This window comes from Bradyrhizobium erythrophlei (assembly GCF_900142985.1).
GTDB classification, from domain to species: domain Bacteria; phylum Pseudomonadota; class Alphaproteobacteria; order Rhizobiales; family Xanthobacteraceae; genus Bradyrhizobium; species Bradyrhizobium erythrophlei_B.
Map to the genome: position 1 here is coordinate 6,293,475 of NZ_LT670849.1, position 22,503 is coordinate 6,315,977.

Annotated in this window: 29 protein-coding genes and 1 tRNA gene; 15 read left to right on the forward strand and 15 right to left on the reverse strand. The window is 61.9% G+C overall.

The window, feature by feature from the left end:
- Positions 1–238 precede the first annotated feature (238 nt).
- Together BUA38_RS38665 and BUA38_RS30115 are read left to right on the forward strand one after the other, a co-directional pair.
- Positions 239–715: a hypothetical protein gene (locus BUA38_RS38665; protein WP_172806116.1), complete on the forward strand. Its 477-nt coding sequence runs from the start codon at positions 239–241 to the stop codon at positions 713–715.
- Positions 716–853: 138 nt separating this feature from the next.
- Positions 854–1,294 (forward strand): hypothetical protein, encoded by a 441-nt coding sequence (locus BUA38_RS30115; protein WP_072826545.1) that lies wholly within the window; start codon positions 854–856, stop codon positions 1,292–1,294.
- A 17-nt stretch (positions 1,295–1,311) separates the two neighbouring features.
- Here BUA38_RS30115 and BUA38_RS30120 read toward each other — a convergent pair whose 3' ends face one another.
- Together BUA38_RS30120 and BUA38_RS37250 are read right to left on the reverse strand one after the other, a co-directional pair.
- Positions 1,312–1,770, reverse strand: a complete 459-nt coding sequence (locus BUA38_RS30120; protein WP_072823730.1) for a hypothetical protein — start codon at positions 1,768–1,770, stop codon at positions 1,312–1,314.
- A 157-nt stretch (positions 1,771–1,927) separates the two neighbouring features.
- Complete coding sequence (locus BUA38_RS37250) at positions 1,928–2,233, reverse strand: hypothetical protein (RefSeq protein WP_156898801.1); 306 nt, start codon at positions 2,231–2,233, stop codon at positions 1,928–1,930.
- Between the two features lie 347 nt (positions 2,234–2,580).
- Here BUA38_RS37250 and BUA38_RS30125 point away from each other — a divergent pair, with 347 nt between their 5' ends.
- The gene (locus BUA38_RS30125) at positions 2,581–3,153 is read left to right on the forward strand and encodes a hypothetical protein (protein WP_244553103.1); all 573 of its coding nucleotides are present in this window, start codon (positions 2,581–2,583) and stop codon (positions 3,151–3,153) included.
- Positions 3,154–3,228: 75 nt separating this feature from the next.
- Here the strand turns inward: BUA38_RS30125 and BUA38_RS30130 are convergent, their stop codons facing one another.
- From BUA38_RS30130 to BUA38_RS30155, 6 genes are all read right to left on the reverse strand, one after another.
- Entirely contained in the window at positions 3,229–3,447 is a 219-nt protein-coding gene (locus BUA38_RS30130) for a hypothetical protein (protein ID WP_072823732.1), read from the reverse strand.
- Positions 3,448–3,465: 18 nt separating this feature from the next.
- The gene (locus BUA38_RS30135) at positions 3,466–3,654 is read right to left on the reverse strand and encodes a hypothetical protein (protein ID WP_072823734.1); all 189 of its coding nucleotides are present in this window, start codon (positions 3,652–3,654) and stop codon (positions 3,466–3,468) included.
- Positions 3,655–3,726: 72 nt separating this feature from the next.
- A complete protein-coding gene (locus BUA38_RS30140; protein ID WP_072823736.1) occupies positions 3,727–3,951 on the reverse strand; it encodes a hypothetical protein in 225 nt (74 codons plus the stop codon).
- A 69-nt stretch (positions 3,952–4,020) separates the two neighbouring features.
- Positions 4,021–4,227: a hypothetical protein gene (locus BUA38_RS30145; protein ID WP_072823738.1), complete on the reverse strand. Its 207-nt coding sequence runs from the start codon at positions 4,225–4,227 to the stop codon at positions 4,021–4,023.
- A gap of 112 nt (positions 4,228–4,339) precedes the next feature.
- Positions 4,340–4,416, reverse strand: a tRNA-Arg gene (locus BUA38_RS30150).
- A gap of 79 nt (positions 4,417–4,495) precedes the next feature.
- Positions 4,496–4,759, reverse strand: a complete 264-nt coding sequence (locus BUA38_RS30155; RefSeq protein ID WP_072823740.1) for a hypothetical protein — start codon at positions 4,757–4,759, stop codon at positions 4,496–4,498.
- Positions 4,760–4,993: 234 nt separating this feature from the next.
- Here BUA38_RS30155 and BUA38_RS30160 point away from each other — a divergent pair, with 234 nt between their 5' ends.
- Positions 4,994–5,440: a hypothetical protein gene (locus BUA38_RS30160; RefSeq protein WP_072823742.1), complete on the forward strand. Its 447-nt coding sequence runs from the start codon at positions 4,994–4,996 to the stop codon at positions 5,438–5,440.
- A 20-nt stretch (positions 5,441–5,460) separates the two neighbouring features.
- On the opposite strand, the gene BUA38_RS30165 is transcribed toward BUA38_RS30160, so the two are convergent.
- Positions 5,461–6,369 carry a PhzF family phenazine biosynthesis protein gene (locus BUA38_RS30165; protein ID WP_072823744.1) on the reverse strand — a complete coding sequence of 303 codons (909 nt, stop codon included), beginning with the start codon at positions 6,367–6,369 and terminating at the stop codon, positions 5,461–5,463.
- A gap of 110 nt (positions 6,370–6,479) precedes the next feature.
- On the reverse strand, positions 6,480–7,937 hold the full coding sequence (locus BUA38_RS30170) for a cryptochrome/photolyase family protein (protein WP_072826547.1): 1,458 nt from the start codon (positions 7,935–7,937) through the stop codon (positions 6,480–6,482).
- Between the two features lie 111 nt (positions 7,938–8,048).
- On the opposite strand from BUA38_RS30170, the gene BUA38_RS30175 reads away from it, so the two are divergent.
- Positions 8,049–8,447 carry a DUF2177 family protein gene (locus BUA38_RS30175; protein ID WP_072823746.1) on the forward strand — a complete coding sequence of 133 codons (399 nt, stop codon included), beginning with the start codon at positions 8,049–8,051 and terminating at the stop codon, positions 8,445–8,447.
- 88 nt (positions 8,448–8,535) lie between these two features.
- Here the strand turns inward: BUA38_RS30175 and BUA38_RS30180 are convergent, their stop codons facing one another.
- A complete protein-coding gene (locus BUA38_RS30180; RefSeq protein ID WP_072823748.1) occupies positions 8,536–9,195 on the reverse strand; it encodes a peroxiredoxin in 660 nt (219 codons plus the stop codon).
- 316 nt (positions 9,196–9,511) lie between these two features.
- Here BUA38_RS30180 and BUA38_RS30185 point away from each other — a divergent pair, with 316 nt between their 5' ends.
- Together BUA38_RS30185 and BUA38_RS30190 are read left to right on the forward strand one after the other, a co-directional pair.
- Positions 9,512–10,468: an IS481 family transposase gene (locus BUA38_RS30185; RefSeq protein ID WP_072823754.1), complete on the forward strand. Its 957-nt coding sequence runs from the start codon at positions 9,512–9,514 to the stop codon at positions 10,466–10,468.
- 183 nt (positions 10,469–10,651) lie between these two features.
- A complete protein-coding gene (locus BUA38_RS30190) occupies positions 10,652–11,230 on the forward strand; it encodes a hypothetical protein (protein ID WP_072823758.1) in 579 nt (192 codons plus the stop codon).
- A 36-nt stretch (positions 11,231–11,266) separates the two neighbouring features.
- On the opposite strand, the gene BUA38_RS30195 is transcribed toward BUA38_RS30190, so the two are convergent.
- From BUA38_RS30195 to BUA38_RS38560, 4 genes are all read right to left on the reverse strand, one after another.
- Complete coding sequence (locus BUA38_RS30195) at positions 11,267–13,117, reverse strand: alkaline phosphatase family protein (RefSeq protein WP_072823762.1); 1,851 nt, start codon at positions 13,115–13,117, stop codon at positions 11,267–11,269.
- 116 nt (positions 13,118–13,233) lie between these two features.
- Entirely contained in the window at positions 13,234–13,605 is a 372-nt protein-coding gene (locus BUA38_RS30200; RefSeq protein ID WP_072823765.1) for a Crp/Fnr family transcriptional regulator, read from the reverse strand.
- A 94-nt stretch (positions 13,606–13,699) separates the two neighbouring features.
- Positions 13,700–14,452 carry a thermonuclease family protein gene (locus BUA38_RS30205; RefSeq protein ID WP_072823769.1) on the reverse strand — a complete coding sequence of 251 codons (753 nt, stop codon included), beginning with the start codon at positions 14,450–14,452 and terminating at the stop codon, positions 13,700–13,702.
- A gap of 133 nt (positions 14,453–14,585) precedes the next feature.
- Positions 14,586–14,711, reverse strand: a complete 126-nt coding sequence (locus BUA38_RS38560) for a hypothetical protein (RefSeq protein WP_276328149.1) — start codon at positions 14,709–14,711, stop codon at positions 14,586–14,588.
- A gap of 234 nt (positions 14,712–14,945) precedes the next feature.
- Here BUA38_RS38560 and BUA38_RS30210 point away from each other — a divergent pair, with 234 nt between their 5' ends.
- From BUA38_RS30210 to BUA38_RS30245, 8 genes are all read left to right on the forward strand, one after another.
- Complete coding sequence (locus tag BUA38_RS30210; RefSeq protein ID WP_072823772.1) at positions 14,946–16,961, forward strand: acetyl-CoA carboxylase biotin carboxylase subunit; 2,016 nt, start codon at positions 14,946–14,948, stop codon at positions 16,959–16,961.
- 101 nt (positions 16,962–17,062) lie between these two features.
- The gene (locus tag BUA38_RS30215; protein WP_072823774.1) at positions 17,063–17,929 is read left to right on the forward strand and encodes an isocitrate lyase/PEP mutase family protein; all 867 of its coding nucleotides are present in this window, start codon (positions 17,063–17,065) and stop codon (positions 17,927–17,929) included.
- Complete coding sequence (locus BUA38_RS30220; protein WP_072823776.1) at positions 17,926–18,225, forward strand: acylphosphatase; 300 nt, start codon at positions 17,926–17,928, stop codon at positions 18,223–18,225. Before BUA38_RS30215 ends, BUA38_RS30220 begins: the two co-directional genes overlap by 4 nt.
- 25 nt (positions 18,226–18,250) lie before the next feature.
- Positions 18,251–19,096, forward strand: a complete 846-nt coding sequence (locus BUA38_RS30225) for a class II aldolase/adducin family protein (protein ID WP_083587838.1) — start codon at positions 18,251–18,253, stop codon at positions 19,094–19,096.
- 144 nt (positions 19,097–19,240) lie between these two features.
- Entirely contained in the window at positions 19,241–19,552 is a 312-nt protein-coding gene (locus BUA38_RS30230; protein WP_156898802.1) for a hypothetical protein, read from the forward strand.
- A gap of 112 nt (positions 19,553–19,664) precedes the next feature.
- Positions 19,665–20,219, forward strand: a complete 555-nt coding sequence (locus BUA38_RS30235; RefSeq protein ID WP_072823780.1) for a GbsR/MarR family transcriptional regulator — start codon at positions 19,665–19,667, stop codon at positions 20,217–20,219.
- Positions 20,220–20,243: 24 nt separating this feature from the next.
- Positions 20,244–20,906: a DUF4166 domain-containing protein gene (locus tag BUA38_RS30240; protein WP_072823782.1), complete on the forward strand. Its 663-nt coding sequence runs from the start codon at positions 20,244–20,246 to the stop codon at positions 20,904–20,906.
- Entirely contained in the window at positions 20,903–22,342 is a 1,440-nt protein-coding gene (locus BUA38_RS30245; RefSeq protein ID WP_072823784.1) for a TIGR01777 family oxidoreductase, read from the forward strand. Before BUA38_RS30240 ends, BUA38_RS30245 begins: the two co-directional genes overlap by 4 nt.
- The last annotated feature ends 161 nt before the right edge of the window (positions 22,343–22,503 follow it).

The window sequence follows — 22,503 nt, forward strand, 5'->3', positions numbered from 1 at the left end:
AGCCGCGCGCCCGTTCGCGTTGGAGGTGTCACGCTTTGCTGCAACCAATTTCGGCTTTGTGAGTTGTGATATCGGCGAGGAAGCTGGCCCACTTGGCCTAGGTGGTGCGACGATGACCGATGGTTTTCTCAATATAGATTCGACCGGAATCACCCCGCGTGTCAGTCTGTCTTGGGGACATCATTCAGATCGCGCTGACGATATGCCTGCGGGTTATCTCAGGACAGCAATTGGTTGGTTGCCGGTCGCCGTGATTTTGGCGGCAGCCGGGTCTTTGCCGTTTCTGCATCTCGTTCGGGCGCCCCGTCCGGCCGTGCATCTGGCCGCCGCCGTTTCGGCGAAGCCGGCCTCGACGGTCGGCCTGGCGAAAGAACCCGTTTTCGATCCCGCCACCTCGGAAGCCGTCGTGCCGCAGCAGCCCGCGCCGGTCGACCGTCTGAAGATCGCGTCGCAGTCCTGGCGCAGGGGTGGCCTCGGCTCCAACGCCCTGGTGACGATGACGCTACGCAACGACAACAGCTACTCGGTCAGGAATATCGATATCTCATGCACCTTCCAGCGCCCGGACGGCAGCTATCTGACCAGCCGTTCGCGGACGATCACCGATGTCATCAGCATGAAGAGCCGGAAGACTTTCGCGCGGCTGCATGTCGGGTTCGTCAATGTGTACGCCGCCAAGGCGAAGTGCTCATTGGTCGCGGCAAATCACGTTTAGGTTGACGCCCGCTTCCTGCTCAAAATGACACAAATTGGCCCGGCTTCCGTCGAACCTTTTCCCGTGTTGAGGAACAAATAAAGTAATCGCCGGTTGAGCTTCCGAGCCGTGTTGCCGTGCGGGATGGAGCGCAACCAAATGCCACTGATGCGTTATTTTGCTTTCGTCGGTGGCGCCTTGCTCGCGCTCCTGTTCATCGCGAATGCCTGTTTACCGGCCTTGCCGGCGACGGAAGCTCGCTCGACCGCCGCCACAGATCTTTCCGTCATACGCATTCATTCCAACGCAAAATGGCCGGAGCGTGTGGTCTTCGATACGTCGCGTCCGACCATCGCGCCAGTTCCGGCGCCTGTGCTGGCGGAAGCGGCCCCTGCGCCGCAGCCAGCGAAGGCGGCGGCTACGCCGCCGATAAAAACCGGGGTGCGGGAGGCTTTTGCCCAGGTGCAGACCACCCCCGTCCATGTGGAGCCGAAGCGGAAGCGAAAGTCAGTGGCCAAGAACTACGGGTACGGCGGCCAGCCGCGGATTCTGGTGGCCCAGCAGCGACCTGCCGCATTTTTCGGCAACAACCTCTGGTAAGCGGACGGATCGCTCTTTTAGCGGCGCTGTCGCTGCCTGACGCCGATCCAGGTGCCCGAACATCCGTCGGATCGGTCATAAGTTCCCGAGCCTGAATCCCCCGACAAGCGCCCCTCGGCCGTGAGCGTCATTCCATTGCCGGCGCCAACCGTGTGGATGATCCCCTCCGGCGTGACGTTTCCGCCACCGCCACGGACGATCACCTTACCACCCCTGATAACTGCCGACACCGAGCCCGCACCGCGGCATCCAGCGCCCGTGAAGATCCACCGTCCGTCATAGGGATTGACCTCTGGCGCCGACGGAAACGTGGGGATGTCCACAATTGCCGGAGCCCGGTCTTTCTCCGAATTGGAGAGAAACGCCAGCCGCGTATCGCTGGCGCTGGAGACGGTGACGCCGGGCAGGATGGAAGCGGAGACGAACAGCAGCGCCAGGCATGCCAATCGCGTCGGGTTGAACGTCGTTCGTCCCATTCAATTGCGCCCCCGAGAATGGCCCGATCTATACCATGGGACCGGAGGCTGAAACCAAGGCTGAATCGGCCGTCGCGGGAAGGTCAAGTCACGCAGATTCTCGCCCGCACCCGGATGCTTTCGAACAGATGCAGCCGGGCGCGGCACAAAGAAGCGATCACCACATCGTCGGCGTGCCAAACAACGGCTGACCCTGCTGATTGAAACCGCATTCTCCGGGGACGAAGGCCGGATTGTGCAAACAGGCATTATCGAGCGAACTGTCCCAACTACCTCGCTGACGCCATTTGCTCCAGGCGAGGTAGTCGCAATACTTGCTGTGGGGATTTCCGGCTTCTCTGGTTGCGCAAAAGAGACTCTGGCCGGGATGGGCGGGAGTGGAGACGAGGTGCCGCGCCATCACGGGGGCCGTGAGCGCGCAAAGAAGGGCGGCGGCAGCGCCAAGAAGTCCGAATTTTGTCATGTGTTCCTCCCTGAATTTTCAGGCAAACATGAAGACCAAAGAGTATCCGCGAAATTCCCCCCGCCGTTCCTAAAAGATATTTGAAGCGGAGCGGCTTGCCACAGCCATCCGTTGCGCCCGGCGGCATCTCCGGTCGGCGCGCTAACCGGGTATTAACCCTATAAGTCCATGATCCAAGTCAGTTTTGGGTGGGCAATCGCGGACGGAGCCGTCGCTGAAGCGCTCACGCGACGGCTCCGTCGTTTGTTGATGATCTGAGGCTGATGCAAGTGACCAACGCATTGGAAACACAGCCAGAGGCAGAAACGCCGGACAAAGGAAAGCAGCTTGAGGCTGCAAACCAAAACATGCCATCCAGCCGCAAATCGATCTTGCTGCTGGCCTTGTTTGCTTTGATCCTCAACGGTGGGGCCGCCATCTACACGCTGCCGTCCTTCGAGATTGCCATGCCGGATTTCAACGGCATGGTGGCCGAACTGCTTCCTCACGCGTCAGCGCCGATACCGGATCCGATCGTCACCGCGGCGCTGAAGGATATTCAGTCGACGCACCTGCAATATCTGGCCGCGATGCAGGAAAGCGGAGCCTCGATTGCGCACAACACGATCCTGTTGCAGCGCGGGGCCGCGACCCTCGATTCCCTGAAGCAGGGCCTGGCGGCTCAACAAACCGACGTGAAGAAGCTTACGGCTCAGCTCTACGTATTGGCGGCGAAGGTCGACACGTTACAGAGTGCCGTGACGCCGGAGACGACCGGCTCACTGCCGCAGATGCGGGGCCGCGCCCGTTTGTCGGCGCTGGCGCGCAAGAAAACGGTGCGGCTGCCCAAGCCGGCCGGACCTGTCTCGGTTGGTGGCGCACCGCTTAGCTTCGCTCCCCCACCGCCGACGCGACCCGCGGTACAAAATCCGGAAGGCTAGGGCACGGCAAGCCGAACCGAATGCCGTCGGCCGATCAGGCTAGCGTTCAAAGCTCGTTCTGGAATAGCCCGGCACCTAATGCGCGCCCTTCAATGTACATGACGTTGTACATGTGGTTGTGGTGCCGTGGTCGCATTTCCTGCAGGCGGCCACGCACTGATCGAGTATTTTGGGACTGTAGTTGGCGATCAGGTCTTTCGCGCAACTGTTGATCGATCCCGTGGTTTCACTTTCGGGCGAACATGCGACCAGCCCGAAGGCCAGGATCACGACCAAAGCAGCGAAACGATTCATCGGGCCTCCAGCAGGCGCCTAAATCGAGATATCGAAAGCCGTGTTTTGCGACGAAGGTTTCTGGGAGTTTTCGAATTGCGTCACCGTGGCCTGATCAGCCGCGATGATTTTTGCCGCCGCCTTGGCAGCTTCATCAGCGGCGAGTTTGGCCAGCGCCTGGGCCAGCGTTGTCGCGGTCTGGGAAGTTGAACTGCTGATGGCGGTCATGGCAGCCTCAATCGGACTGAGGCTATCAACAATCAGTTCATATATTGTTAATCACGCCGAGGCCGCGCGCGCTTAGGAATTGTCTTCTTCGTCTTCCGCCAGCTCCTCGTCCAGTTCCGCCTGTTCGAGCTCCTCGATGGCGAAATCGACGACCTCGATCGCTCGCTGAACTTCAACAATCGACCGGATGGCGTTGTCGGGGGCGTCGCTGGAGGCGATGGCCTGGGCCCAGGTCAGGCGCTTATGGACGAGAGCTTCGCGCGCGTTCATCAGGTGCTTGAGGTCTTCGTCGGACATCGCGTTGCTCCCGGCTCTCTCACCGAGGTTAGCAGCGGCTCATGTCGCGAGTGTGTCCTGAGAACAAAATCAGCGTTGGCTGGCGCGGACGGTTTCGACGCACCGACCTCCAATCGCAACCAGGCGCGGGATAGATCGCTTGCGCGCTTTGTTCGGCAACAGCTTCACTGGAACATGTTGCGAGGTGTAGATCACTTTTGGTGCGCCGTCGGCGTGGCGGCTGTCATCAGACCGCCTGAGCGCTTCAAGGAAGAGGATGAATTTTTCCGCCAGCACTGCTGACCTCCAACTCCGTCGGGTTCTCGGGAATGGAGGTTTATTGGGCTATCGCGGTAGCGGCATCCCTCGCTCATACGAGGACCGGCGAACTTGCCGTCGCCGTTGCGTCTGGCGCGCTCGGAAGGATTCGAACCTCCGACCCTCGGAATCGAAATCCGATGCTCTATCCAGCTGAGCTACGAGCGCCTGCCGGTCCGATTATCAGACTTGGACTTGCGGGGCCAGCGGCCTCGCAAGTTGCCTTGCGATCGACGCGGTGAGGTGATCAGAAGCAGGGGTAGCGTCCGCCTTGTGCGTGATAGGCCGCCGATCCCTGCGCGCAGTAATTGTTCGACGGGCCGTCATAGTAGAGGAAGCTGCCGGGTTCCGGTCCCGGCCCGTAATTGTGGGTATAGCTGATCGTGTAAGGCAGCCCATACGCATGGCCATGCCAGTGGTGATGGTGGTAACGGCGTGCCTGGGCCGGGCTCATGGCCATGGCAAGCGCCGCCAGTGCGGCTGCGGTGAGGGCGAGTTTGCGGGAAATCATCAGGAATCTCCGAACGAAGCGAACCCCGGCATTTTAGGGCAAACCGGGCCCCCATCCAGAGGGAATTCGGACAGGCACCAAGGGAAATCGGGTAAATCCCTTCAAAAAACGGTCAGGTAAGCCAGAATTTCGACGTTTTCGGCGTGCTTAACGTTTTTCAAACACAGTCTCGCCAGAGTCATCACCTCTGATCCCCTGAGATTTTCAGCTCGCGATTCCGTTGTTCGACCGTCCATGCGCATCACGCTTCTCGCCCTGATCCTGATCCCGCTATCGGCCGCGTTTCCTGCGCGTGCCGATCTGCACATTACGCGTGACCACGGCGGCTATGTCGAGGAATACAAGGCGAAGTACGCCCGCATCCGCGACAACCGTGAGCGCGTGATCATCGACGGCATCTGCAACTCCGCCTGCACGCTCGTGTTCGGTATCGTGCCGATGAACAAGATTTGCGTGACGCCGCGCGCCAGCGTCGGTTTCCACCAAGCCTACTACGACAAGGCCTTCACCTTCGGCATCAAGGTCACCAGCAGCGAGGGGACGTCCGACCTGATGTCCTATTATCCGGATACGGTGAAGGACTGGATCCGGCGCAATGGCGGGCTCACCACCGAGATGAAGAAGATCAAGAACGGCACCGAGCTCTGGAAGATCGTCGACCCCTGTCCGGAAGAGTGGTGATCGCCTCTTCGCGGATCGCCTTAGAACAGATCGATCGTTCCCGACATCACCGGTACGCAACGCCCGCCGATATAGGTCGCGGTCACGATGCCACCTGTCTTTTCGGCTTCGGCTTTCAGGAGACTGGGCCGGCCCATCTCGACGCCTTGCGCGATCGTCTTCGACATAAACAACTCGCGATCCGGTCGCAATTTTGCGAGCAAGCCGATCAGCGCGACATTGGCGCTGCCGGTTGCGGGGTCTTCGGGGATGCCGTGATGCGGCGCGAACATCCGTGCGCGGATCGCCAGGCCATCTTCGGCAACGTGGGTGTAGATGAAGATGCTGGTGGCCGGCTGCTTTGCCACCTCGCGCAGGTAGACATCGGCGCGCGCGCTCGCTGCTGCGAGCTTCTCGCGTCCCTTCAACTCGGCGATGATGAACGGCGCGCCGCAGGAGGCGATGCAGGGCTTGTGGTTTTTCGTCTCAATGTCGTCCACCGACAGCCAGCAGGCGGAGGCGATCAGTTCGGTCGGGATTTCCGCACCGACCGTCAGCCGCTGCGGAGAGGCAAGGCGTGCGCCGGTCACGGTGGCGCCGTCTTTCAGGATCGAGATCGGGACGAGACCGGCCTTTTCCTCGAAGATGACGCTGTCAGTTTCGATGGCGCGGCCGTAACTTTTGCCGGCGCGGGCCAGCGCAAATGCGGTGCCGACATTGGGGTGGCCGGCGAACGGCATTTCGTAGCGCGGCGTGAAGATGCGCACCTCCGCGGTGTTGGCGGGATCTTTCGGCGGCAGCACGAAGGTCGTTTCCGCAAGATTGAACTCGGCGGCAATCGCCTGCATCTGGCCGCCCGATAATCCTTCGGCATTGAGGACGACGCCGAGCGGATTGCCGGCAAATTGCGTACCGGTGAAGACATCGACGGTGACGAAATGCAGTTTCATGTGCGTGGCTCAGATTTTCCCGGGAAACGCCGCATAATCCGAAAGCCCATTATCGCATATCGCGCGAGCTGTTTCACGGAAAACGCTCGTGATCGGCCGCGGGGCGGTAATCACTTGGCGCGCGTCTTCTCGTAGGCCTTCAGCGCGCGCTCGCGGCCCTTGCGATGATCGACGATTGGATGCGGATAGGTTGTGCCGAGCGTGATGCCGGCGCTCGCGAGCTCGAGCGGCGTGGCCTCCCACGGCTGGTGAATGAATTTTTTTGGGAGCTGCGCGAGTTCCGGCACCCAACGCTTCACGTATTCGCCGTCGGGATCGAACTTCTCGCCCTGAAGCACCGGGTTGAAGACGCGGAAATAGGGTGCGGCATCGGCGCCGCAGCCGGCGACCCACTGCCAGTTGGCGGGATTGCTCCCGGCATCCGCGTCGACCAGCGTGTCCCAAAACCATCTCTCGCCCTCGCGCCAGTCGATCAGCAGATGCTTGACCAGGAACGAGGCCACGACCATTCGCACGCGGTTATGCATCACGCCGGTGTGCCATAGCTGACGCATCCCGGCGTCGACGACGGGATAGCCCGTTTGTCCGCGCTGCCAGGCTTTCAGTGCCGCCTCGTCGTGTTGCCACGGAAAGCTGTCGAAGGAGGATTGCAGGTTGCGCGTGTCGAGATCGGGCACGTCGAACAAGAGATGCCGGCAGAATTCGCGCCAGCCGAGTTCGCTCAAGAACTTGTCGGCATCGCCTGCAAGCGTGTGGCGTTCAGCGACCGCGAAATGCGCCGCGTGCCAGACCTGCCGCGGGCTGATCTCACCGAAGCGCAAATGCGGCGACAGGCCGGAAGTGCCGTCGCGATCGGGCCGGTCGCGGTCCTCGGTGTAGCCGGCGAGAGTGTCTTTAAGAAAATGCTTCAGCCGCTTTCGGGCGGTGCTTTCGCCTGTAGTCCAGGTTGCGCGCAGGCCGCCGGCCCAGTCCGGACGCGCCGGTTCGAGCTTCAGACTTTCGACCGTGTCGCTCCGAAGGCCAGATCCGGGACGCAGATGGCGCGGGGCGGGCAGGGGATCCGGTGGCGCACCCATCGCCTGGATGCGGCGCCAGAACGGCATGAAGACCCGCATGCCTCGGCCTTCCTTGGTGCGCACCTGTTCTGGCACGGCGAGCAGATCGCCAGCAAAACTGTGCACGGTGACGCCGAGATCGTGCAGCACCGAGGCGACGTCGCGCTCGATTGCCTGGTGTGGCGCCTGCGCAATCGTATCCCAGAGCACGTCGCTGGCGGCGCTTGCGCGCACGACTTCCGCAACGATCGCGGCGGCCGGCCCCTTGCGCAAAAGCAGCGGCACGCCATGCGCGGCGAGGCTGTTCTGCAGGCTTCGTAAGGACTGCGCCAGCCACCAGCGCGCTGCACCGCCGATCGGCCGCGCGCCGGGCGACCGCGAAGTCTCGTCGAAAACGTAGAGACAGATCACCGGCCGGCGGGTCGCTGTGGCGGAATGCAGGGCGGGATGATCGGAAAGGCGAAGATCGTCGCGAAACCAGACCAGGCAGGGGGCGTCGGATCGATCAGCCATCAAGGCGTCAACTCGTTTGATGGGCACCAGGTTCATTACAAATATTGCAACCTGGCCTTCCCTGATCCGTACTACATCACAGGGACATCGGAAAAGCGCGAGGAGGCTCGCTTGCAGCGGTATGCCGTTCTTTATCTGGCGACATTGATCGTTCTGATCCCGGTCGACTTCCTGTTTTTAGGCGTCGTCGCCAAAGGCTTCTTCACATCGCAGGTCGGCGAGATGCTGGGCGAAATCCGGCTCGCGCCAGCCATCGTGTTTTATCTGTTGTATGTCGCGGGCATTCTTATCTTCGTCAGCGCGCCGGCGAATGCGACCTGGCAATCGACGCTGCTCTATGGGGCGCTGTTCGGCCTGTTTTGTTATGCGACCTTCGACCTGACATCGCTGTCGCTGCTCAAGCACTGGACCTGGCCGGTGGCGATCGTCGATGTCAGCTGGGGTGCGGTTGTAACGGCGATATCGTCTACGGCCGGGCTTCTGATCGCCAATCAGATCGCGCCGAAATAAAAATGCCCGGCGCGATAGGCGAGCGGAAGCGACGCCGTTCTTCGAACGGCTACGGGCCGGGCATTTTGTCGAAGCGGTCGCGCGCCGCTTACTTCGGCTGCGGCACGATCCGGATGTAGGGCTTCGGCGACTTCCAGCCGTTGGGATAGATGGTCTTGGCCTCGTCGTCGGAGACTGAGCCCGCGATGATGACGTCTTCGCCCTGTTTCCAGTCGGCGGGCGTCGCGACGCGGTGCTTGGAGGTCATCTGCAAGGAATCGATGACGCGCAGAATTTCCTGGAAGTTGCGGCCGGTCGTCATCGGATAGACCAGCACGAGCTTGATCTTCTTGTCGGGGCCGATGATGAAGACGTTGCGGACGGTCTGGTTATCGGCGGCGGTGCGGGTGGCAGCGTCACCCGAGGTCGAGGCCGGCAGCATGTCGTAGAGCTTGGAGACGTTATAGTCGGTGTCGCCGATCATCGGGTAGTTCGGCGCAGCACCTTGCGTCTCGCGAATGTCCTCCGACCATTTGGCGTGCTTGTCGACGGGATCGACCGAAAGACCCATCAGCTTGACGCCGCGCTTGTCGAACTCCGGCTTCAGCTTCGCCAGCGCGCCGAGCTCGGTGGTGCACACCGGAGTGAAATCCTTCGGGTGCGAGAACAGCAGCGCCCAGTTGTTGCCGATCCAGTCGTGGAATTTGATTTTGCCTTCGGTGGTTTGGGCCTCGAAATCCGGGGCCACGGCGCCAATTTGTAGAGCCATTGTCGACCTCTTGTCGTTTAAGCTGGGGATATTTCTTACGGCCAGTATAGGAGGCGGCATTCGTCAAGTGAATGACTGCCCGCAAAAACGGCAGTTTGTTCTCCGCGACGGATCGCCCCTGGCCATCTTTTTTGATAACCCACGGCCTTGGAAAAGATCTCGATCGCAGGAACGGGATACCGTTGCCAAGTCCGTTGCCCCTTGGATGCCACAATCCGGGCTGAACGCCTAGCTCTGGTCTTTCAGGAGGTTGTCCATCTGGTCTGAACCGAGGAAGCTGAGGTTGCGAAGCTTCAGTGTTCCAAGGAGAGACCAGATGAACGTCCACAAGAATGCGCCTTTGACCCCCAAAGGTCGAGAGGTGATGGTGCGAAGCGTGGTCGATGGCGGGCTGAACAAGGCCGACGCGGCTTTCCAGTTCAACACGACGCCGAAGACGGTTGCCAAATGGGTCAAGCGGTTCCGCGCGGAGGGTGTGGAAGGGTTGCGTGATCGTTCCTCCAGACCTCTTTCATCGCCAAGCCAAACCCCGCCAGCCACGTGCACGGCCGTCGAGGCCTTGCGCCGCCGGCGCCACACCGGCAAGCAGATCGCAGCCGAGGTCGGGATCTCGCCGGCCACCGTCAGCCGCATCCTTCGCCGCTTGGGACTAAACCGGATACGCGATCTGGAGCCGGCCGAACCGGAACACCGCTATGAACGCGAGAACCCAGGCGAGATCATTCACATCGACATCAAAAAGCTCGGGCGTTTCGAGCGTGTCGGCCACCGCATCACCCGCGATCGAACCGGCCAGAGCAACAGCCGCGGCGTCGGCTGGGAGTTCGTCCACGTCTGCATTGACGATCACTCCCGCGTCGCTTTCTCCGAGATCAAGCCCGACGAGACGGCTGATAGCGCCGTTCCCTTCCTCAAGGCGGCCGTGGCTTACTACAAAAGCCTCGGCGTCACCGTCACGCGCGTCATGACAGACAATGGAAGTTGCTATAAGGCTTTCGCCTTCCGTGACGCGTGCCGGGACCTGGGCCTCAAGCACATCCGCACCAAGCCCTACACGCCAAAAACAAACGGCAAGGCCGAGCGCTTCATCCAGACCGCACTTAGGGAATGGGCTTACGCCCATGCCTATCCCACATCTGATCGGCGCGCCAAGGAGCTGCCGATCTGGCTGCACCGATACAACTGGCACAGGCCCCATGGTGGTATACGATTTCAAACGCCTATCAGCAGACTCGGTCTAACCGAGGACAACCTCTTGAGGCTCCACACCTAGCCCGTGGCGGGTGGGGAGCAAATGTCAAATCCACTCCACTAGCGTCCACCGAACCCGAACGGAGATCACAGCGACAAATCGGCAACCCTGTAAAGTTTGAGTCTGCCGGGTTTCGAATCATTAACCAGTCGTTTACGCCCGCACGCCAGAACAAGAAACTGAGACTTCAGAAGAGTAACCCCAATGTCTGCCCCGTTGGCCAAGTTGGCCGAAACTGCCGCTACTCTCGAACCATCCAAGATTTCCTGCCGAGACACCGCCGCCCGCGCCCTGGGAATTGTCCGCGACGGCGTCATCACCGGCGAAGGTCCGACCACCAAGGGCCGTGTCCATTTCTCCCGCGAGCTCGATGCCGCTGACGTCGCCTGGTGCGAACGCATCCTGACGGCTTCGGCCGTCGTGGATCAGCCGGTCAGCCGGGCGGAAGCGGAGGCTCTGTTCGAGATCGACGGCGCCGCCACCGAGCGCAGCGACTCCGGACGCTTCGAAGACCTGATCGCCAAGGCCGTCGTTCATCACGCTGCGTCAGCTTCCGGTTTGCCGGTGCCGCCGCGGACGGTGGCGCTGGCGCCAGAAACGGCGATCGAGAGCTGGGCGCCTACCCAGGCGGCCAAGGTCGATGTCGAGGTGTTGAACTGGATCGCGACGCAGATGCGGGGCAGCCGGCGTCACAACCGCACGCTCGCGGCCCTGATCGCCACGATCGTCGGCGTCGCCGCCCCGCTTGCGCAACTGCCGAACATGTTCGACGTCGGCATGTAAGCCGGCGAGAGCAAGATTTCGAAGAAACGGCGGAGGTTACTTCCCCGCCGTTTTTTGTTTTCCGCTTTCGGCGTCGAGGCCAACGGTGCGGCCGGGAAAGCCCGCGACGTCGAAGTAGCGCTGCGACAGCACGCGCTGGAATTTGACCACCGTCTGCAAGCCGCTGGCGGCGGGCTTCGAGGTGATCGTGCCATCGGCCGACTTCGGCACGATGCCGTTCGGCAGCGCCTCCGACATCACCCGGCCTTGCAGGCCGCCCACGCCGGGCGCGCGCAGATCCATCAACTGAGCGATGGTGATGCCAACATCGGCGTTGTTGACCGGCAGCGCGTCGACATAGCCGGTTTTGAAGTCAGGTCCGATCGCGGCCATGAAGTTCAAGGTATCGCCGCGGCCAAAGCTGCCGTGCATGCCCTGGCCCTGACGCAGCACCGTATCGGCGATCTCCACCGAGCAGTTGCTCGGCTCACCGCAGCCTTGCGCCCAGGAGCGGAAGTTGACGACGATCGAGGGCGTCGGCGTTGTGGCTTTGCCCTTCAACCCGATCTGTGACATCTCCACGGTGCCGCGGAAACGTCCGAGCTTGTCATCGACAAACAGGCCGCTGACGTAGTCCTGCTCGAGCAACGCCTTGATGGTCTTGTCGGCGAGCTTCTTGTCGCCTTTCGGCAGATAGATCAGGTCCGATCCGCCGTTGGTGGCGACGACAACATCCGGCTTGGCGGGGTCCTGGCCCAACAGCCCATTGCCGGCCTTGGGATGCGCGCCGTCGGCCACCCTGGCATTGCTGTCGTTGGGATCGAACAGCGGCAGGTCGAGCGCTTTCGCAAGGTCGAGCGCCAGAAAGCCCATGGGCAGGAAATCCTTGGGCGTATCGTCGTAGGAAACCTTCGCCGACGGGCTGGTCTTGCTCTCCTTGGAGATCGTCGAGAAGCCGTGGTCGGAGGCGATGAGGATGTTGGTGTCGGCGGCCAGGCCGAGTTCATCCAGCGCCTTGCGCAGTGCGGCGAGATTGTTGTCGGCATTCTTGATGCCGGCAAGTGACGTCGGACCGTTGATGCCCGGCGTCACCGTGTTGAGACTGTCGCCGTGATTATGCTGGCTGCCGTCGGGATCGCGCGACCAGAACACCATCAGGAAACGTTTGTTGCGCGCCTTGAACAGCGGCAGCACGGCTTTGGTTGCGACGTCGACGAAGTAGGCCTGTTGCTCTGTGTTCGGGACCAGCGTGCCCGGCGTCTTGGCATCGCCGACCTTGCCGTTCTCGCCGCGCGGCGGTGTCGCCAGCGGCAGGCCAGCCTTGGTCAGCGCGGCCTTGATCTCGTCCGACAGCGGCACGCCGTTTTTGCCGCCGGTAGCATCGTCGAATACGATCGAATGGTTGCCGTCCGTGCCGATCTTGTCGGTGTGGTCGAAGATGAGGGTGGGGCCGACCTTGCCGAGCGCGGCGGTGCTGTAGCCCTTGAGCCGCGCCATCTTCAGGATGGTCTCTTCGTTGAGATAGTCGCCGCCAAAATGTTCGTCGACGTCGGCGATCACGGTGTCGACTTCGAGAAACGGGGTCACCGTTCCGCCCGCAGCCGTGACCGGATAGCCGGTATAGATCGTGTTGGAGAAATCGCCGGTATCGCCGAGGTAGTGGCCGGTCGCCATCGCCGACGCGTTCGCCGTGGTGAAGGTCGGAAACATCGAGTGGGAATTCTTGAAGTTGACTCCCTTGTCGCGCACCTCCGCCATGGCGGGGGCCGTCTCCGGGCTGACGATTTTCCCGCGAAGCCCGTCCGGCACGAACAGGATGACGTTGTGGGGGCGGCTGGTTTGCGAATAGGCGGCGTCCGCCGACAGGAAGATCAACCCGGCAGACAACATCATCACGGCGCGGCGCATTGTTATTCCTTAAGAATCGAAACGACGGCCAACAGACGGCCTGTTTCTGTCTAGGTTTGCCACATGACAGAATTGTTACAGCCGGCCGGTGACGCTGTGAAGGCGCGGAATTACCGCTAGCCGAATGTCTTGTTTGTCACCCTCAGGCGCTGGGCGAGCACGCGCATGACCTTCAGCGCAAAGTAGGGGGTTTGGCTGACCAGAAACAGGAATTGCTTTTCGGATACCGGTACCAGCTCGACGTCGGTGATCGCGGTCGCCGTCGCGCTGCGCGGCTCGCTGTCGATCAGGGCCATCTCGCCGAAAATACTTTCCTGGCCGAGTTCGGTGACGGTGCGGTTGCCGATCTGGATTCGAACCTGGCCGCTTTTGATCACGAAAAGCTCGTTGGCTACGTCGCCTTCGCGAAAAATGACGCCGCCCGCCTTGAACGACCGGGCCTCGATATTGTTGCCGGTCAGTACGCCAAAGCTCGTATCTTGCTGCATGGAGAGCCCCCGTTAATCGAACAGTCACATTAGGGGGCGTCGTCAGGTGGAGCAAGAATGCGAAGAACGGATCACCGCAAGTTGCGGGGGGCGTCTAACTTCGCTGGCGCGTGAACGGCCGGCAGTTGTAGGCCTTGCGGAATCCGGCGGCCTTGGCGTCGTCCTCGGAGCAGAACCAGCGGTCCGGACGCGTCAATGCCGGATAGCTCGAGCAAGCCTGAAGATGATAGATGCCGATATTGCCGGTGACCTTGGCGCGAAGCGCATACTTGCCTTTGATGCCACAGCCCGATGGCATCGCCGGGTCCTGCGGAAACAATGCATCCCTTATTTCGCGGTCCTTGTCGGACCGGCAGGCGCTGCCGAGCAGGACGCCGCCTTTTTGTCCGGTGCGGAATTCATGCGGGGCGACGAAGCAACCTTTCCATAGGCCGCGGCGATCGCCCTTGGCGTCGGTCTCGTCCTGGCCAAACCGGCTCTCGCCAGCGGCAGCAAGATTCATCGCGAAGCCGCGCCGAACCAGAAGCTGGTTCAGACTGGCGTTTTCTCCCTGGGCGGTGCAGAGGCCGAGGTGCCATTTCTTGTAGACCGCATCCGGTCCGAGATCCTCGCAATGCACGTCGCGATCACTGATCAGCTTGGTAAGCTGATCGCGCGCGTCGGCGCCGCAGGCCCAGCTATCGGCATGATCGTCGATACAGAGCTGGTCGGCCGCCGGAGCATCGATGCCGCTAAGCCGGTAGGTCACCCCGCCGACGTCGATCGTGCCGCCATCCCGGACGGCCGGGCTGGCAGCAAAGCTTGGGCTGGTGGCGAGAAGAGCCAGGGAAAGGACGAACCAACGCATGATCGAACGGGACAAATGAAAGTAACCTCAGCCAACGCCTAACACATCTTCTCGGCCAATGCTTCGGTCTTGTCGTCGCGGCGGCAATCATGCGGACCTCTGGACCTAGGTGGCTTTTTCCGGCTGGTCGTTGCTACGTCTCACCACCGTGACCGCGCGGACGCCGGTCTGCCCAGAGCAGACGCTCGCGCTCAAAGCCGATCAGGCTTCCCAACGCCGCCGCGGTCAACAGACGAAGCAGCGTCCCGACATTGGACATCTCAGGGCCATAACAGGGCAGGGTACGATAATGGAATTTTATGGGAGAAGAAAAGTTGTGGCCCGGCGGGTACGGACCGAAATGCCGGGCGCCGATCTGGTATGTGCGGTGCAACGGCAAAGCAGACTATTTTACAGCATATAACCCGTTGCCTCGGCTCGGTTTTGCTGTACGACATGGGCTCATAAACCCGCGCGCCGGCGTTGGGATTGGGAGGCCGCAAGCAGTCTTCGCATGTTCAAACGAATTTTGATCGCCAACCGCGGCGAGATCGCCTGCCGGATCATCAAATCGGCGCGCCGGATGGGTATCGAAACGGTTGCCGTTTATTCAGAGGCTGACCGCGACGCCCTTCACGTTGAAATGGCCGACCATGCGGTATTCATCGGGCCGCCGGCGGCGGCCGAAAGCTATCTCGTCATCGACAAGATCGTCGAGGCCTGCCGCTCGACCGGTGCGGAGGCTGTCCATCCCGGCTACGGGTTCTTGTCCGAGCGTGAAGCGTTCCCGCGTGCGCTTCAGAAAGCGGGAATCGTCTTCATCGGTCCCAATCCGGGCGCGATCGCCGCGATGGGTGACAAGATCGAATCCAAGAAGGCGGCTGCCGCTGCCAAGGTGTCGACCGTTCCCGGCCATCTCGGTGTGATCGAAGACGACAAGCACGCCGTGAAGATCGCCGATCAGATCGGCTATCCCGTGATGATCAAGGCGTCCGCCGGCGGCGGCGGCAAGGGCATGCGGATCGCCCATTCCAAGGCGGAAGTCGCCGAGGGCTTCAGCCTGGCGAAGGCGGAAGCGAAATCGTCGTTCGGCGACGATCGCGTCTTCATCGAGAAGTTCATCGTCGATCCCCGTCACATCGAAATCCAGGTGCTCGGCGACAAGCATGGCAACGTGATCTATCTCGGCGAGCGCGAATGTTCGATCCAGCGCCGCAACCAGAAGGTCATCGAAGAGGCGCCGTCGCCGCTGCTCGACGAGACCACACGGCGAAAGATGGGTGAACAGGCAGTCGCGCTGGCGAAAGCCGTGAACTACGATTCCGCCGGCACGGTCGAATTCGTCGCCGGTCAGGACAAGAGCTTCTACTTCCTCGAGATGAACACGCGCCTGCAAGTCGAGCATCCCGTCACCGAGCTCGTCACCGGCATCGATCTCGTCGAGCAGATGATCCGTGTCGCCGCCGGCGAGAAGCTCAAGATCGCGCAGAAAGACGTGACGCTGACCGGTTGGGCGGTGGAATCGCGGGTCTATGCGGAAGATCCTTTCCGCAATTTCCTGCCGTCGGTTGGCCGGCTCGTCAAATATCGCCCACCGGCCGAGCGAGAGACCGGCGGCGTCACCGTGCGCAACGACACCGGTGTGCAGGAAGGCGGCGAGATCCCGATCTACTACGATCCCATGATCGCCAAGCTCGTCACGCACGCGCCATCGCGCGCGGCCGCGATCGAGGCGCAATCGGTGGCGCTGGATTCGTTCTACGTCGATGGCATCAGGCACAACATTCCGTTCCTGTCGGCGCTGATGAACCACCCGCGCTGGCGCGAAGGCAAGCTCTCGACCAGCTTCATCGCCGAGGAGTTTCCGCGTGGATTTTCGGCGCGCACGCCGGACGGAGAAATCGAGCGAAAGCTAGCCGCGGTCGCCGCCGCCATCGATCACGTGCTTGGCGAACGCAAGCGGCAGATTTCCGGTCAGATGATCGGCCGGCCGGTGCGGCGCGAGAGCCGTCGCGCGGTGTGGCTCGACCGCGAGGAGATTGCGCTCGAGATCCTGCGCGAGGCCGACGATCTCGTGATCCGCTTCGTCGAGGCCGATGGCGCGACAAGTCAGCCGCACCGTGTCGCGTCATCCTGGAAGCCGGGCGAACCGGTCTGGCATGGCGCGATCGACGGTGTGGACGCCGCGATGCAGGTGCGCCCCGTTCTCAACGGCTTTCGCCTCGCGCATCAGGGTTTTGAAGTTTCCATTCAGGTCTTCACGGAGACCGAAGCGTCTGCCGCGCGCCTCATGCCGGTGACCGCCGCGACCGACACCGGCAAGAAGCTGCTGTGTCCGATGCCGGGGCTCGTGGTGTCAATTGCGGTCAGCGAGGGCCAGGAAGTCAAGGCGGGCGAAACGCTCGCGGTGATCGAGGCGATGAAGATGCAGAACGTGCTGCGCGCCGAGCAGGACGGCACGGTGAAGAAGATTTACGCGACCGCCGGCGCGACGCTGGCGGTCGATGCCCTGATCCTGGAATTCGCTTAAAACAACGTCAATTGCGAGGAGCAACGCGACGAAGCAATCCAGCGGTTGACGCGCCAGACTGGATTGCTTCGCTTCGCTCGCAATGACAGCGAGGAAGTGTCATGACTTTTGTTCATCGCCGAGAGAAATTGCGCGCGGTCCTGTCCGGATCAACCTGCATCCATCCCGGCTCGGTCTATGACGCGATTTCGATCCGGATTGCCGAGGATCTTGGCTTTGAAATTGGCATGTTCGGCGGCTCGGTGGCCTCGCTCGCGGTGCTTGGCGATCCCGACATTGCGCTGATCACCCTCACCGAATTCGCCGAGCAGATGCGTCGGATGTCGCGCGCCGCAAGCTTGCCGGTCGTGGTCGATGCCGATCACGGTTATGGCAATGCGCTGAACGTGCGCCGCACGATCGAGGAACTCGAGACCGTCGGAGCCGCGGGCCTCACCATCGAGGATACGCTGCTGCCGCCCGCTTACGGCGAGACGAAGACGCAACTGATTTCGCTGGAAGAGGGCGTCGGCAAGATGAAGGCGGCGCTGGATGCGCGGCGCGACCCGTCGCTCGTGATCATCGGGCGCACCGGTGCGGTGTCGGTCTCCTCACTGGAAGACGCGATCGCGCGCGCCAAAGCCTATGAAGCGATCGGCGTCGACGCGCTGTTCTTCACCGGCATCAAGGCGAAGGCGGAGCTGGAAGCGATATCGAAGGTGACGCGATTGCCGATCATTCTCGGCGGCACGCCCGAGGCGATGTCCGATCTCAGTTATCTTGGGGAGCAACGGGTCAGGATCGCGCTGCAAGGCCACGCGCCGATTTCGGCCGCAACGCAAGCCGTTTATGCCACGCTTAAAGCGTTGCGCGAGGGTATACCGCCAAAAGCCTTGACCGGCCTCGCATCCGCCGATTTGACCGCGAAGGTAACGCGCGAGGCCGAGGTGAATATCCGTATCGCTGAATTTCTCAGGGAGAAGCGATGACCATCGCCATCCGCCGGGTCATGATACGCGGCCGGGTGCAGGGCGTCGGGTACCGCGCCTGGGTCGATCACGAGGCGAGACGCCTCGGCCTGCAAGGCTGGGTGCGAAATCGCCGCGACGGAAGCGTCGAGGCGATGTTCGACGGCGAGGAGAAAATCGTCACGGACATGATTGCCTCCTGCCGGAAGGGACCGCCATCATCGCGGGTTGACGGGGTTACGGAGGAAACGGCGAACGAAGACGCTTTGAGGCTACGGCACTCGGGCGAAGCGTTCTCGGTGCTGCCAACGATTTGAAAAACGACGTTCGAGGGAGACTTCAATGACAAGAAAATCTGGATCGACACGAATGGCGGCAAGCCGGCGGCTGGCCTGTTTTGGCGCCCTGGTCGCGCTCGCGCTGCTCGCCGGGCAATTTGGCGCATCGGCGCAGATGCCATCCGGTTCGCTGCCGGGCGTCGATCCGGCCTTGCTTGAAGATGTCGTGGTCGGAAGCCGCATCCTCGCCGATTTCGGCGTGGTCGACGGCTTTGGTCACGTCAGCGCGCGCCATCCCACCAATCCGAACCATTTCCTGATGTCCCGCTCGCTGGCCCCGGCGCTGGTCGCCGCGGACGACATCATGGAATTCGACCTCGATGGCAATCCGGTCGATGCGCGCGGACGCAGCGTCTTTCTCGAACGCTTTATCCATGCCGAGATCTATCGGGTTCGGCCAGATGTCATGTCGGTGGTTCACACCCATTCGCCCGGCGTGATTCCATTTTCTGTGAGCAATGTACCGCTGCGGCCGATGTATCATAACCCGTCGTTCCTCGCCGTCGGCGTGCCGGTCTGGGATATCCGCAAAGACTTCGGCGATACCAGCATGCTCGTCAACAATGCGGCCATCGGCAAATCGCTTGCCGCTGCGCTCGGCGACAAGCCGGTGGCGTTGATGCGCGGCCATGGCGATGTCGCGGTCGGGCCGACGGTGAAGATGGCGGTGTTCCGCGCCTACTACACCGACGTCAACGCCAGGCTTCAGGCGCAGGCGCTCGCGCTCGGTGGGGAGCCAAATTACCTGACGCCGGGCGAGGGCGCGAAAGCCGACCAAACCAATTTCGCCGTGATGGACCGCATCTGGGGCCTGTGGCGAATGAAGGTTCTGCCGACGCTCGCCAAATAGTTTCGCGATGAGTGGAACGCGCGACGGAATGTTTCGCGTTCCCGTGTTCCGGAACTTCGCTGGCTGCCTGATCATCAAGAGGTGAGGGAACGCTGTTCGCGCTTCTCGGGTTGTCCCGCTGCAACAAGCAAAGGGAAACGACCCATGAAATTTGCGACTATGATATTTGTAGGCGCGCTTGCGCTCGCAAGTTCGATTTCGCTGGCACAGGCTGCCGGCGCGGGTGGTAGCGCAAGCGGCGGTGCGGCTGGGAGCGCTGGTGCATCCTCGTCCGGCTTGTCGTCGAGTGTGCCGACCGGCAATCCGCCCGGATCGACCACGGGTCAGGCGCGACCGGGAGCGATGGGCGATCCAGGCGGAGCCGCCGCCAACCCGTCCGGCAATTCGCTGATCAACACATCGCCGAGCGGATCGACTCTCGACCAGACGGGAACGGGAACCAACAACCGCCGCTAATCCCCAGTGCATCGAACAAGACGAAAGCCCCGCTCGGTGCGGGGCTTTTTCGTGCCATTTCGCTTCCCCAACGGGTCTTGACATCCATCCTCATATGTCAGATATTTCTGTTATGACAGAAACAGCCGCCAAAAAGAAACTCCCCTCGGCCGTCGAACGGTTCATCCTTCATTGGGGGGACATGGGCGACGAGTGGGGCGTCAATCGCTCGGTGAGCCAGATTCACGGACTGCTCTATCTTTCCGAAACGCCGATGACCGCCGAGGACATTGCGGACACCTTGGGGATGGCGCGGTCCAACGTCTCCAATTCCATCAAGGAATTGCTGTCGTGGAATCTGATTCGGCGTGTTCCGATCCTGGGTGATCGCCGCGATCACTTCGAGGCCGAAACGGACATCTGGGAGGTCGCCGCGCGTATCGCCGCCGGCCGCAAGGAGCGTGAGATCGATCCCGCGCTCGAAGCGCTTCGTGCCTGCGTCAGTGACGCCGCGGACGATCCGGCGATGGGCGCGGTCGCAAGCAAGCGGCTGAAAGAGATGCTCGCATTCACCGAACTCGTCGACCGCTGGTACGTGCAGATGCTCGACGTGCCACGGCCGCGCCTGGTCGCGCTGATCAAGCTCGGCGAAAAGATCATCAACTTCCTGCCCGGGAAAACCAAATAGGGCGGTGGACGACGGGAGCGTGCCATGACGTCGGCAAGGATTGGATCTTCAGCGTCGGCCGTCTCCCACACAAGATTATTCGATGACAATCGCTTTCGCGCCCTGCTGTCCCCAGAGGATTGGGGACGGTTGCCGGTCGCGATCTGGCGACGTTTTTCCAAGCGTTTCGTTGACGGGGCAACCGCGGTTTATGTCGGCGAGGTCGAGGAAGCGTTCTTGAGCCGCGCCGGCTGGTGGGTGGTGCAGGTGGCCCGATTGATCGGCGGTCCGTTGCCGACCACCACAGCAACGCACGTGCCGATGATCGTCACGGTGACCGAGGACGCCGCAAGCGGCGGTCAGGTCTGGACCCGCGTCTGCGCGCGACGCCGCGGGTTTCCGCAGGTCATTCACTCTGCCAAGCGTTTTGCGGGTCCGACGGGCCTCGAGGAATACATCGGCTTCGGCATCAGCATGGCGCTGAAGGTCTCCGTCAGAAGCGAGGCGCTGGTGTTTTCGAGCGCCGGTTACGTCGCACGCTTTGGCCGCCGGCGGCTGACGCTGCCGGACTGGCTGACGCCCGGCGAGTTGACGGTGACCCATACCGATCTCGGCTGCGGCCTCTTTCGCTTCACCCTTGAAATCGTTCACCCGCGTCTCGGCCGGCTGGTGCGCCAGTCGGCGGTGTTCAGGGAGGCTGCATCATGACGTCGACGCTGCTCTGGATTTTGATCAGCATTCAGATCGCGATGGGCGCGTTCGATACGTTCTACCATCACGAGATGACGGAACGCCTCGCTTGGCGGCCTTCGCAACGGCAGGAGCTCAGGCTTCACGGCGTACGCAATATTCTCTATGCGCTGTTGTTCCTGACCTTGGGCTGGCTTGAGGTGCATGGGCTCTGGGCCATCCTGATCATTGCGGTTCTCATCGCCGAAGTGGTGATCACACTGATGGATTTCGTCGAGGAGGATCTCAGCCGGAAACTTCCGGCAAGCGAACGCGTCAATCACACCCTGCTCGCTCTGAATTACGGTGCGATCCTCGTGCTGCTGATGCCGGTGCTGATCGAATGGGCAGGCCATCCGACCGGCATCGATTTCGTCTCCTATGGCACCTGGAGCCTTCTCGCCGCCGCCTCCGCCTTCGGCGTTGTCGTGTTCGGGATGCGAGACCTGGCCGCCGCCAAACGCCTTGCACGGCTGAGCGAGGCTTCTTCCGAGGGGCTTGTTGTGGTCTTGAGCGAACGGCAAACCGTGCTGGTGACGGGCGCGACCGGCTTTATTGGCAGCCGCCTTGTGGCGAGCCTGACCGAGGCCGGTCATCAGGTCATCGCACTCGTTCGCAACCCAACCAAGGCGGAGGCGTTGCATCCGCCGGTCACATTGCTCACCAGCCTCCACCAGCTGCCGGCCGACGCCAAACTCGATGCGATCGTGAATCTGGCCGGCGAGCCGATCAGCAACGGGCGATGGACGGAGGCAAAACGCCGGAAAATCATCGAGTCGCGCGTCAACATGACCGACGACATCGTCCGGCTGATCGCCCGGCTTGAACGCAAGCCGGCCGTGCTGATCAACGGCTCGGCGATCGGATGGTACGGCCTTTGGCAGGATCAGGTGCTGACGGAATCGGCGAAGTCCCACCTCTGCTTCAGCCACGAGCTCTGCGACGCCTGGGAGAGCGCAGCCAATCGCGCCGCGGACTATGGCGTCAGGGTCGTTTGCCTGCGGATCGGTCTCGTGGTCGGGACCGAAGGCGGTCTTCTCGCGCGGATGCTGATGCCGTTCGAATTCGGCCTCGGCGGACCGATGGGTTCGGGTCACCAATGGATGTCCTGGATCGAGCGCGACGATCTCGTCCGCCTGATCGCCCACGCCGTTGCCAAGCCGGATATTTCTGGTCCGATCAATGCCACGGCGCCGATTCCCGTCACCAACCGGAAATTCACTGAAGAGCTCGGACGGCGGCTCGGACGCCCGGCAATATTCCGGATTCCGGCGGCGCTGCTTCACGGCATGGCCGGGGACCTCGCCGACGAGCTTCTGCTCGGCGGACAGCGCGTCATACCGAACAAGGCGCTGAGTAGCGGCTTCGTATTCCGCCACGAAACCTTGCGCAGTGCATTCGAGGCGATTTTGTGAGGAGGGCAAGATGTCTGGCTGTTTTCGGGCTTTCGGCGGTTGGCTTGCCGGGTGTGTTACCGCAACGGCTCGTTGTTCGTTACGGCTGGATTTGCCGCGGGCGTCGCTTATTGGTGGGTCGCTGGACGGCACGCCAAGGTCGCGCCGCAGGGCAAGGCGGC

Excerpts from the sequence above, each read along its gene's own strand:
- BUA38_RS30230 (WP_156898802.1), top strand. The coding sequence starts at position 19,241 with ATGAAATTTGCGACTATGATATTTGTAGGCGCGCTTGCGCTCGCAAGT.
- BUA38_RS30215 (WP_072823774.1), top strand. The coding sequence starts at position 17,063 with ATGACTTTTGTTCATCGCCGAGAGAAATTGCGCGCGGTCCTGTCCGGA.
- BUA38_RS30240 (WP_072823782.1), top strand. The coding sequence starts at position 20,244 with ATGACGTCGGCAAGGATTGGATCTTCAGCGTCGGCCGTCTCCCACACA.
- BUA38_RS30200 (WP_072823765.1), bottom strand. The coding sequence starts at position 13,605 with ATGCAGCAAGATACGAGCTTTGGCGTACTGACCGGCAACAATATCGAG.
- BUA38_RS38560 (WP_276328149.1), bottom strand. The coding sequence starts at position 14,711 with ATGTCCAATGTCGGGACGCTGCTTCGTCTGTTGACCGCGGCGGCGTTG.
- BUA38_RS30120 (WP_072823730.1), bottom strand. The coding sequence starts at position 1,770 with ATGGGACGAACGACGTTCAACCCGACGCGATTGGCATGCCTGGCGCTG.
- BUA38_RS30160 (WP_072823742.1), top strand. The coding sequence starts at position 4,994 with ATGCGCATCACGCTTCTCGCCCTGATCCTGATCCCGCTATCGGCCGCG.
- BUA38_RS30225 (WP_083587838.1), top strand. The coding sequence starts at position 18,251 with ATGACAAGAAAATCTGGATCGACACGAATGGCGGCAAGCCGGCGGCTG.
- BUA38_RS30185 (WP_072823754.1), top strand. The coding sequence starts at position 9,512 with ATGAACGTCCACAAGAATGCGCCTTTGACCCCCAAAGGTCGAGAGGTG.
- BUA38_RS30125 (WP_244553103.1), top strand. The coding sequence starts at position 2,581 with ATGCCATCCAGCCGCAAATCGATCTTGCTGCTGGCCTTGTTTGCTTTG.
- BUA38_RS30245 (WP_072823784.1), top strand. The coding sequence starts at position 20,903 with ATGACGTCGACGCTGCTCTGGATTTTGATCAGCATTCAGATCGCGATG.
- BUA38_RS30220 (WP_072823776.1), top strand. The coding sequence starts at position 17,926 with ATGACCATCGCCATCCGCCGGGTCATGATACGCGGCCGGGTGCAGGGC.
- BUA38_RS30190 (WP_072823758.1), top strand. The coding sequence starts at position 10,652 with ATGTCTGCCCCGTTGGCCAAGTTGGCCGAAACTGCCGCTACTCTCGAA.
- BUA38_RS30165 (WP_072823744.1), bottom strand. The coding sequence starts at position 6,369 with ATGAAACTGCATTTCGTCACCGTCGATGTCTTCACCGGTACGCAATTT.
- BUA38_RS30130 (WP_072823732.1), bottom strand. The coding sequence starts at position 3,447 with ATGAATCGTTTCGCTGCTTTGGTCGTGATCCTGGCCTTCGGGCTGGTC.
- BUA38_RS30235 (WP_072823780.1), top strand. The coding sequence starts at position 19,665 with ATGACAGAAACAGCCGCCAAAAAGAAACTCCCCTCGGCCGTCGAACGG.
- BUA38_RS30155 (WP_072823740.1), bottom strand. The coding sequence starts at position 4,759 with ATGATTTCCCGCAAACTCGCCCTCACCGCAGCCGCACTGGCGGCGCTT.
- BUA38_RS30180 (WP_072823748.1), bottom strand. The coding sequence starts at position 9,195 with ATGGCTCTACAAATTGGCGCCGTGGCCCCGGATTTCGAGGCCCAAACC.
- BUA38_RS30140 (WP_072823736.1), bottom strand. The coding sequence starts at position 3,951 with ATGTCCGACGAAGACCTCAAGCACCTGATGAACGCGCGCGAAGCTCTC.
- BUA38_RS30135 (WP_072823734.1), bottom strand. The coding sequence starts at position 3,654 with ATGACCGCCATCAGCAGTTCAACTTCCCAGACCGCGACAACGCTGGCC.
- BUA38_RS30195 (WP_072823762.1), bottom strand. The coding sequence starts at position 13,117 with ATGCGCCGCGCCGTGATGATGTTGTCTGCCGGGTTGATCTTCCTGTCG.
- BUA38_RS30170 (WP_072826547.1), bottom strand. The coding sequence starts at position 7,937 with ATGGCTGATCGATCCGACGCCCCCTGCCTGGTCTGGTTTCGCGACGAT.
- BUA38_RS30115 (WP_072826545.1), top strand. The coding sequence starts at position 854 with ATGCCACTGATGCGTTATTTTGCTTTCGTCGGTGGCGCCTTGCTCGCG.
- BUA38_RS37250 (WP_156898801.1), bottom strand. The coding sequence starts at position 2,233 with ATGACAAAATTCGGACTTCTTGGCGCTGCCGCCGCCCTTCTTTGCGCG.
- BUA38_RS30210 (WP_072823772.1), top strand. The coding sequence starts at position 14,946 with ATGTTCAAACGAATTTTGATCGCCAACCGCGGCGAGATCGCCTGCCGG.
- BUA38_RS30205 (WP_072823769.1), bottom strand. The coding sequence starts at position 14,452 with ATGCGTTGGTTCGTCCTTTCCCTGGCTCTTCTCGCCACCAGCCCAAGC.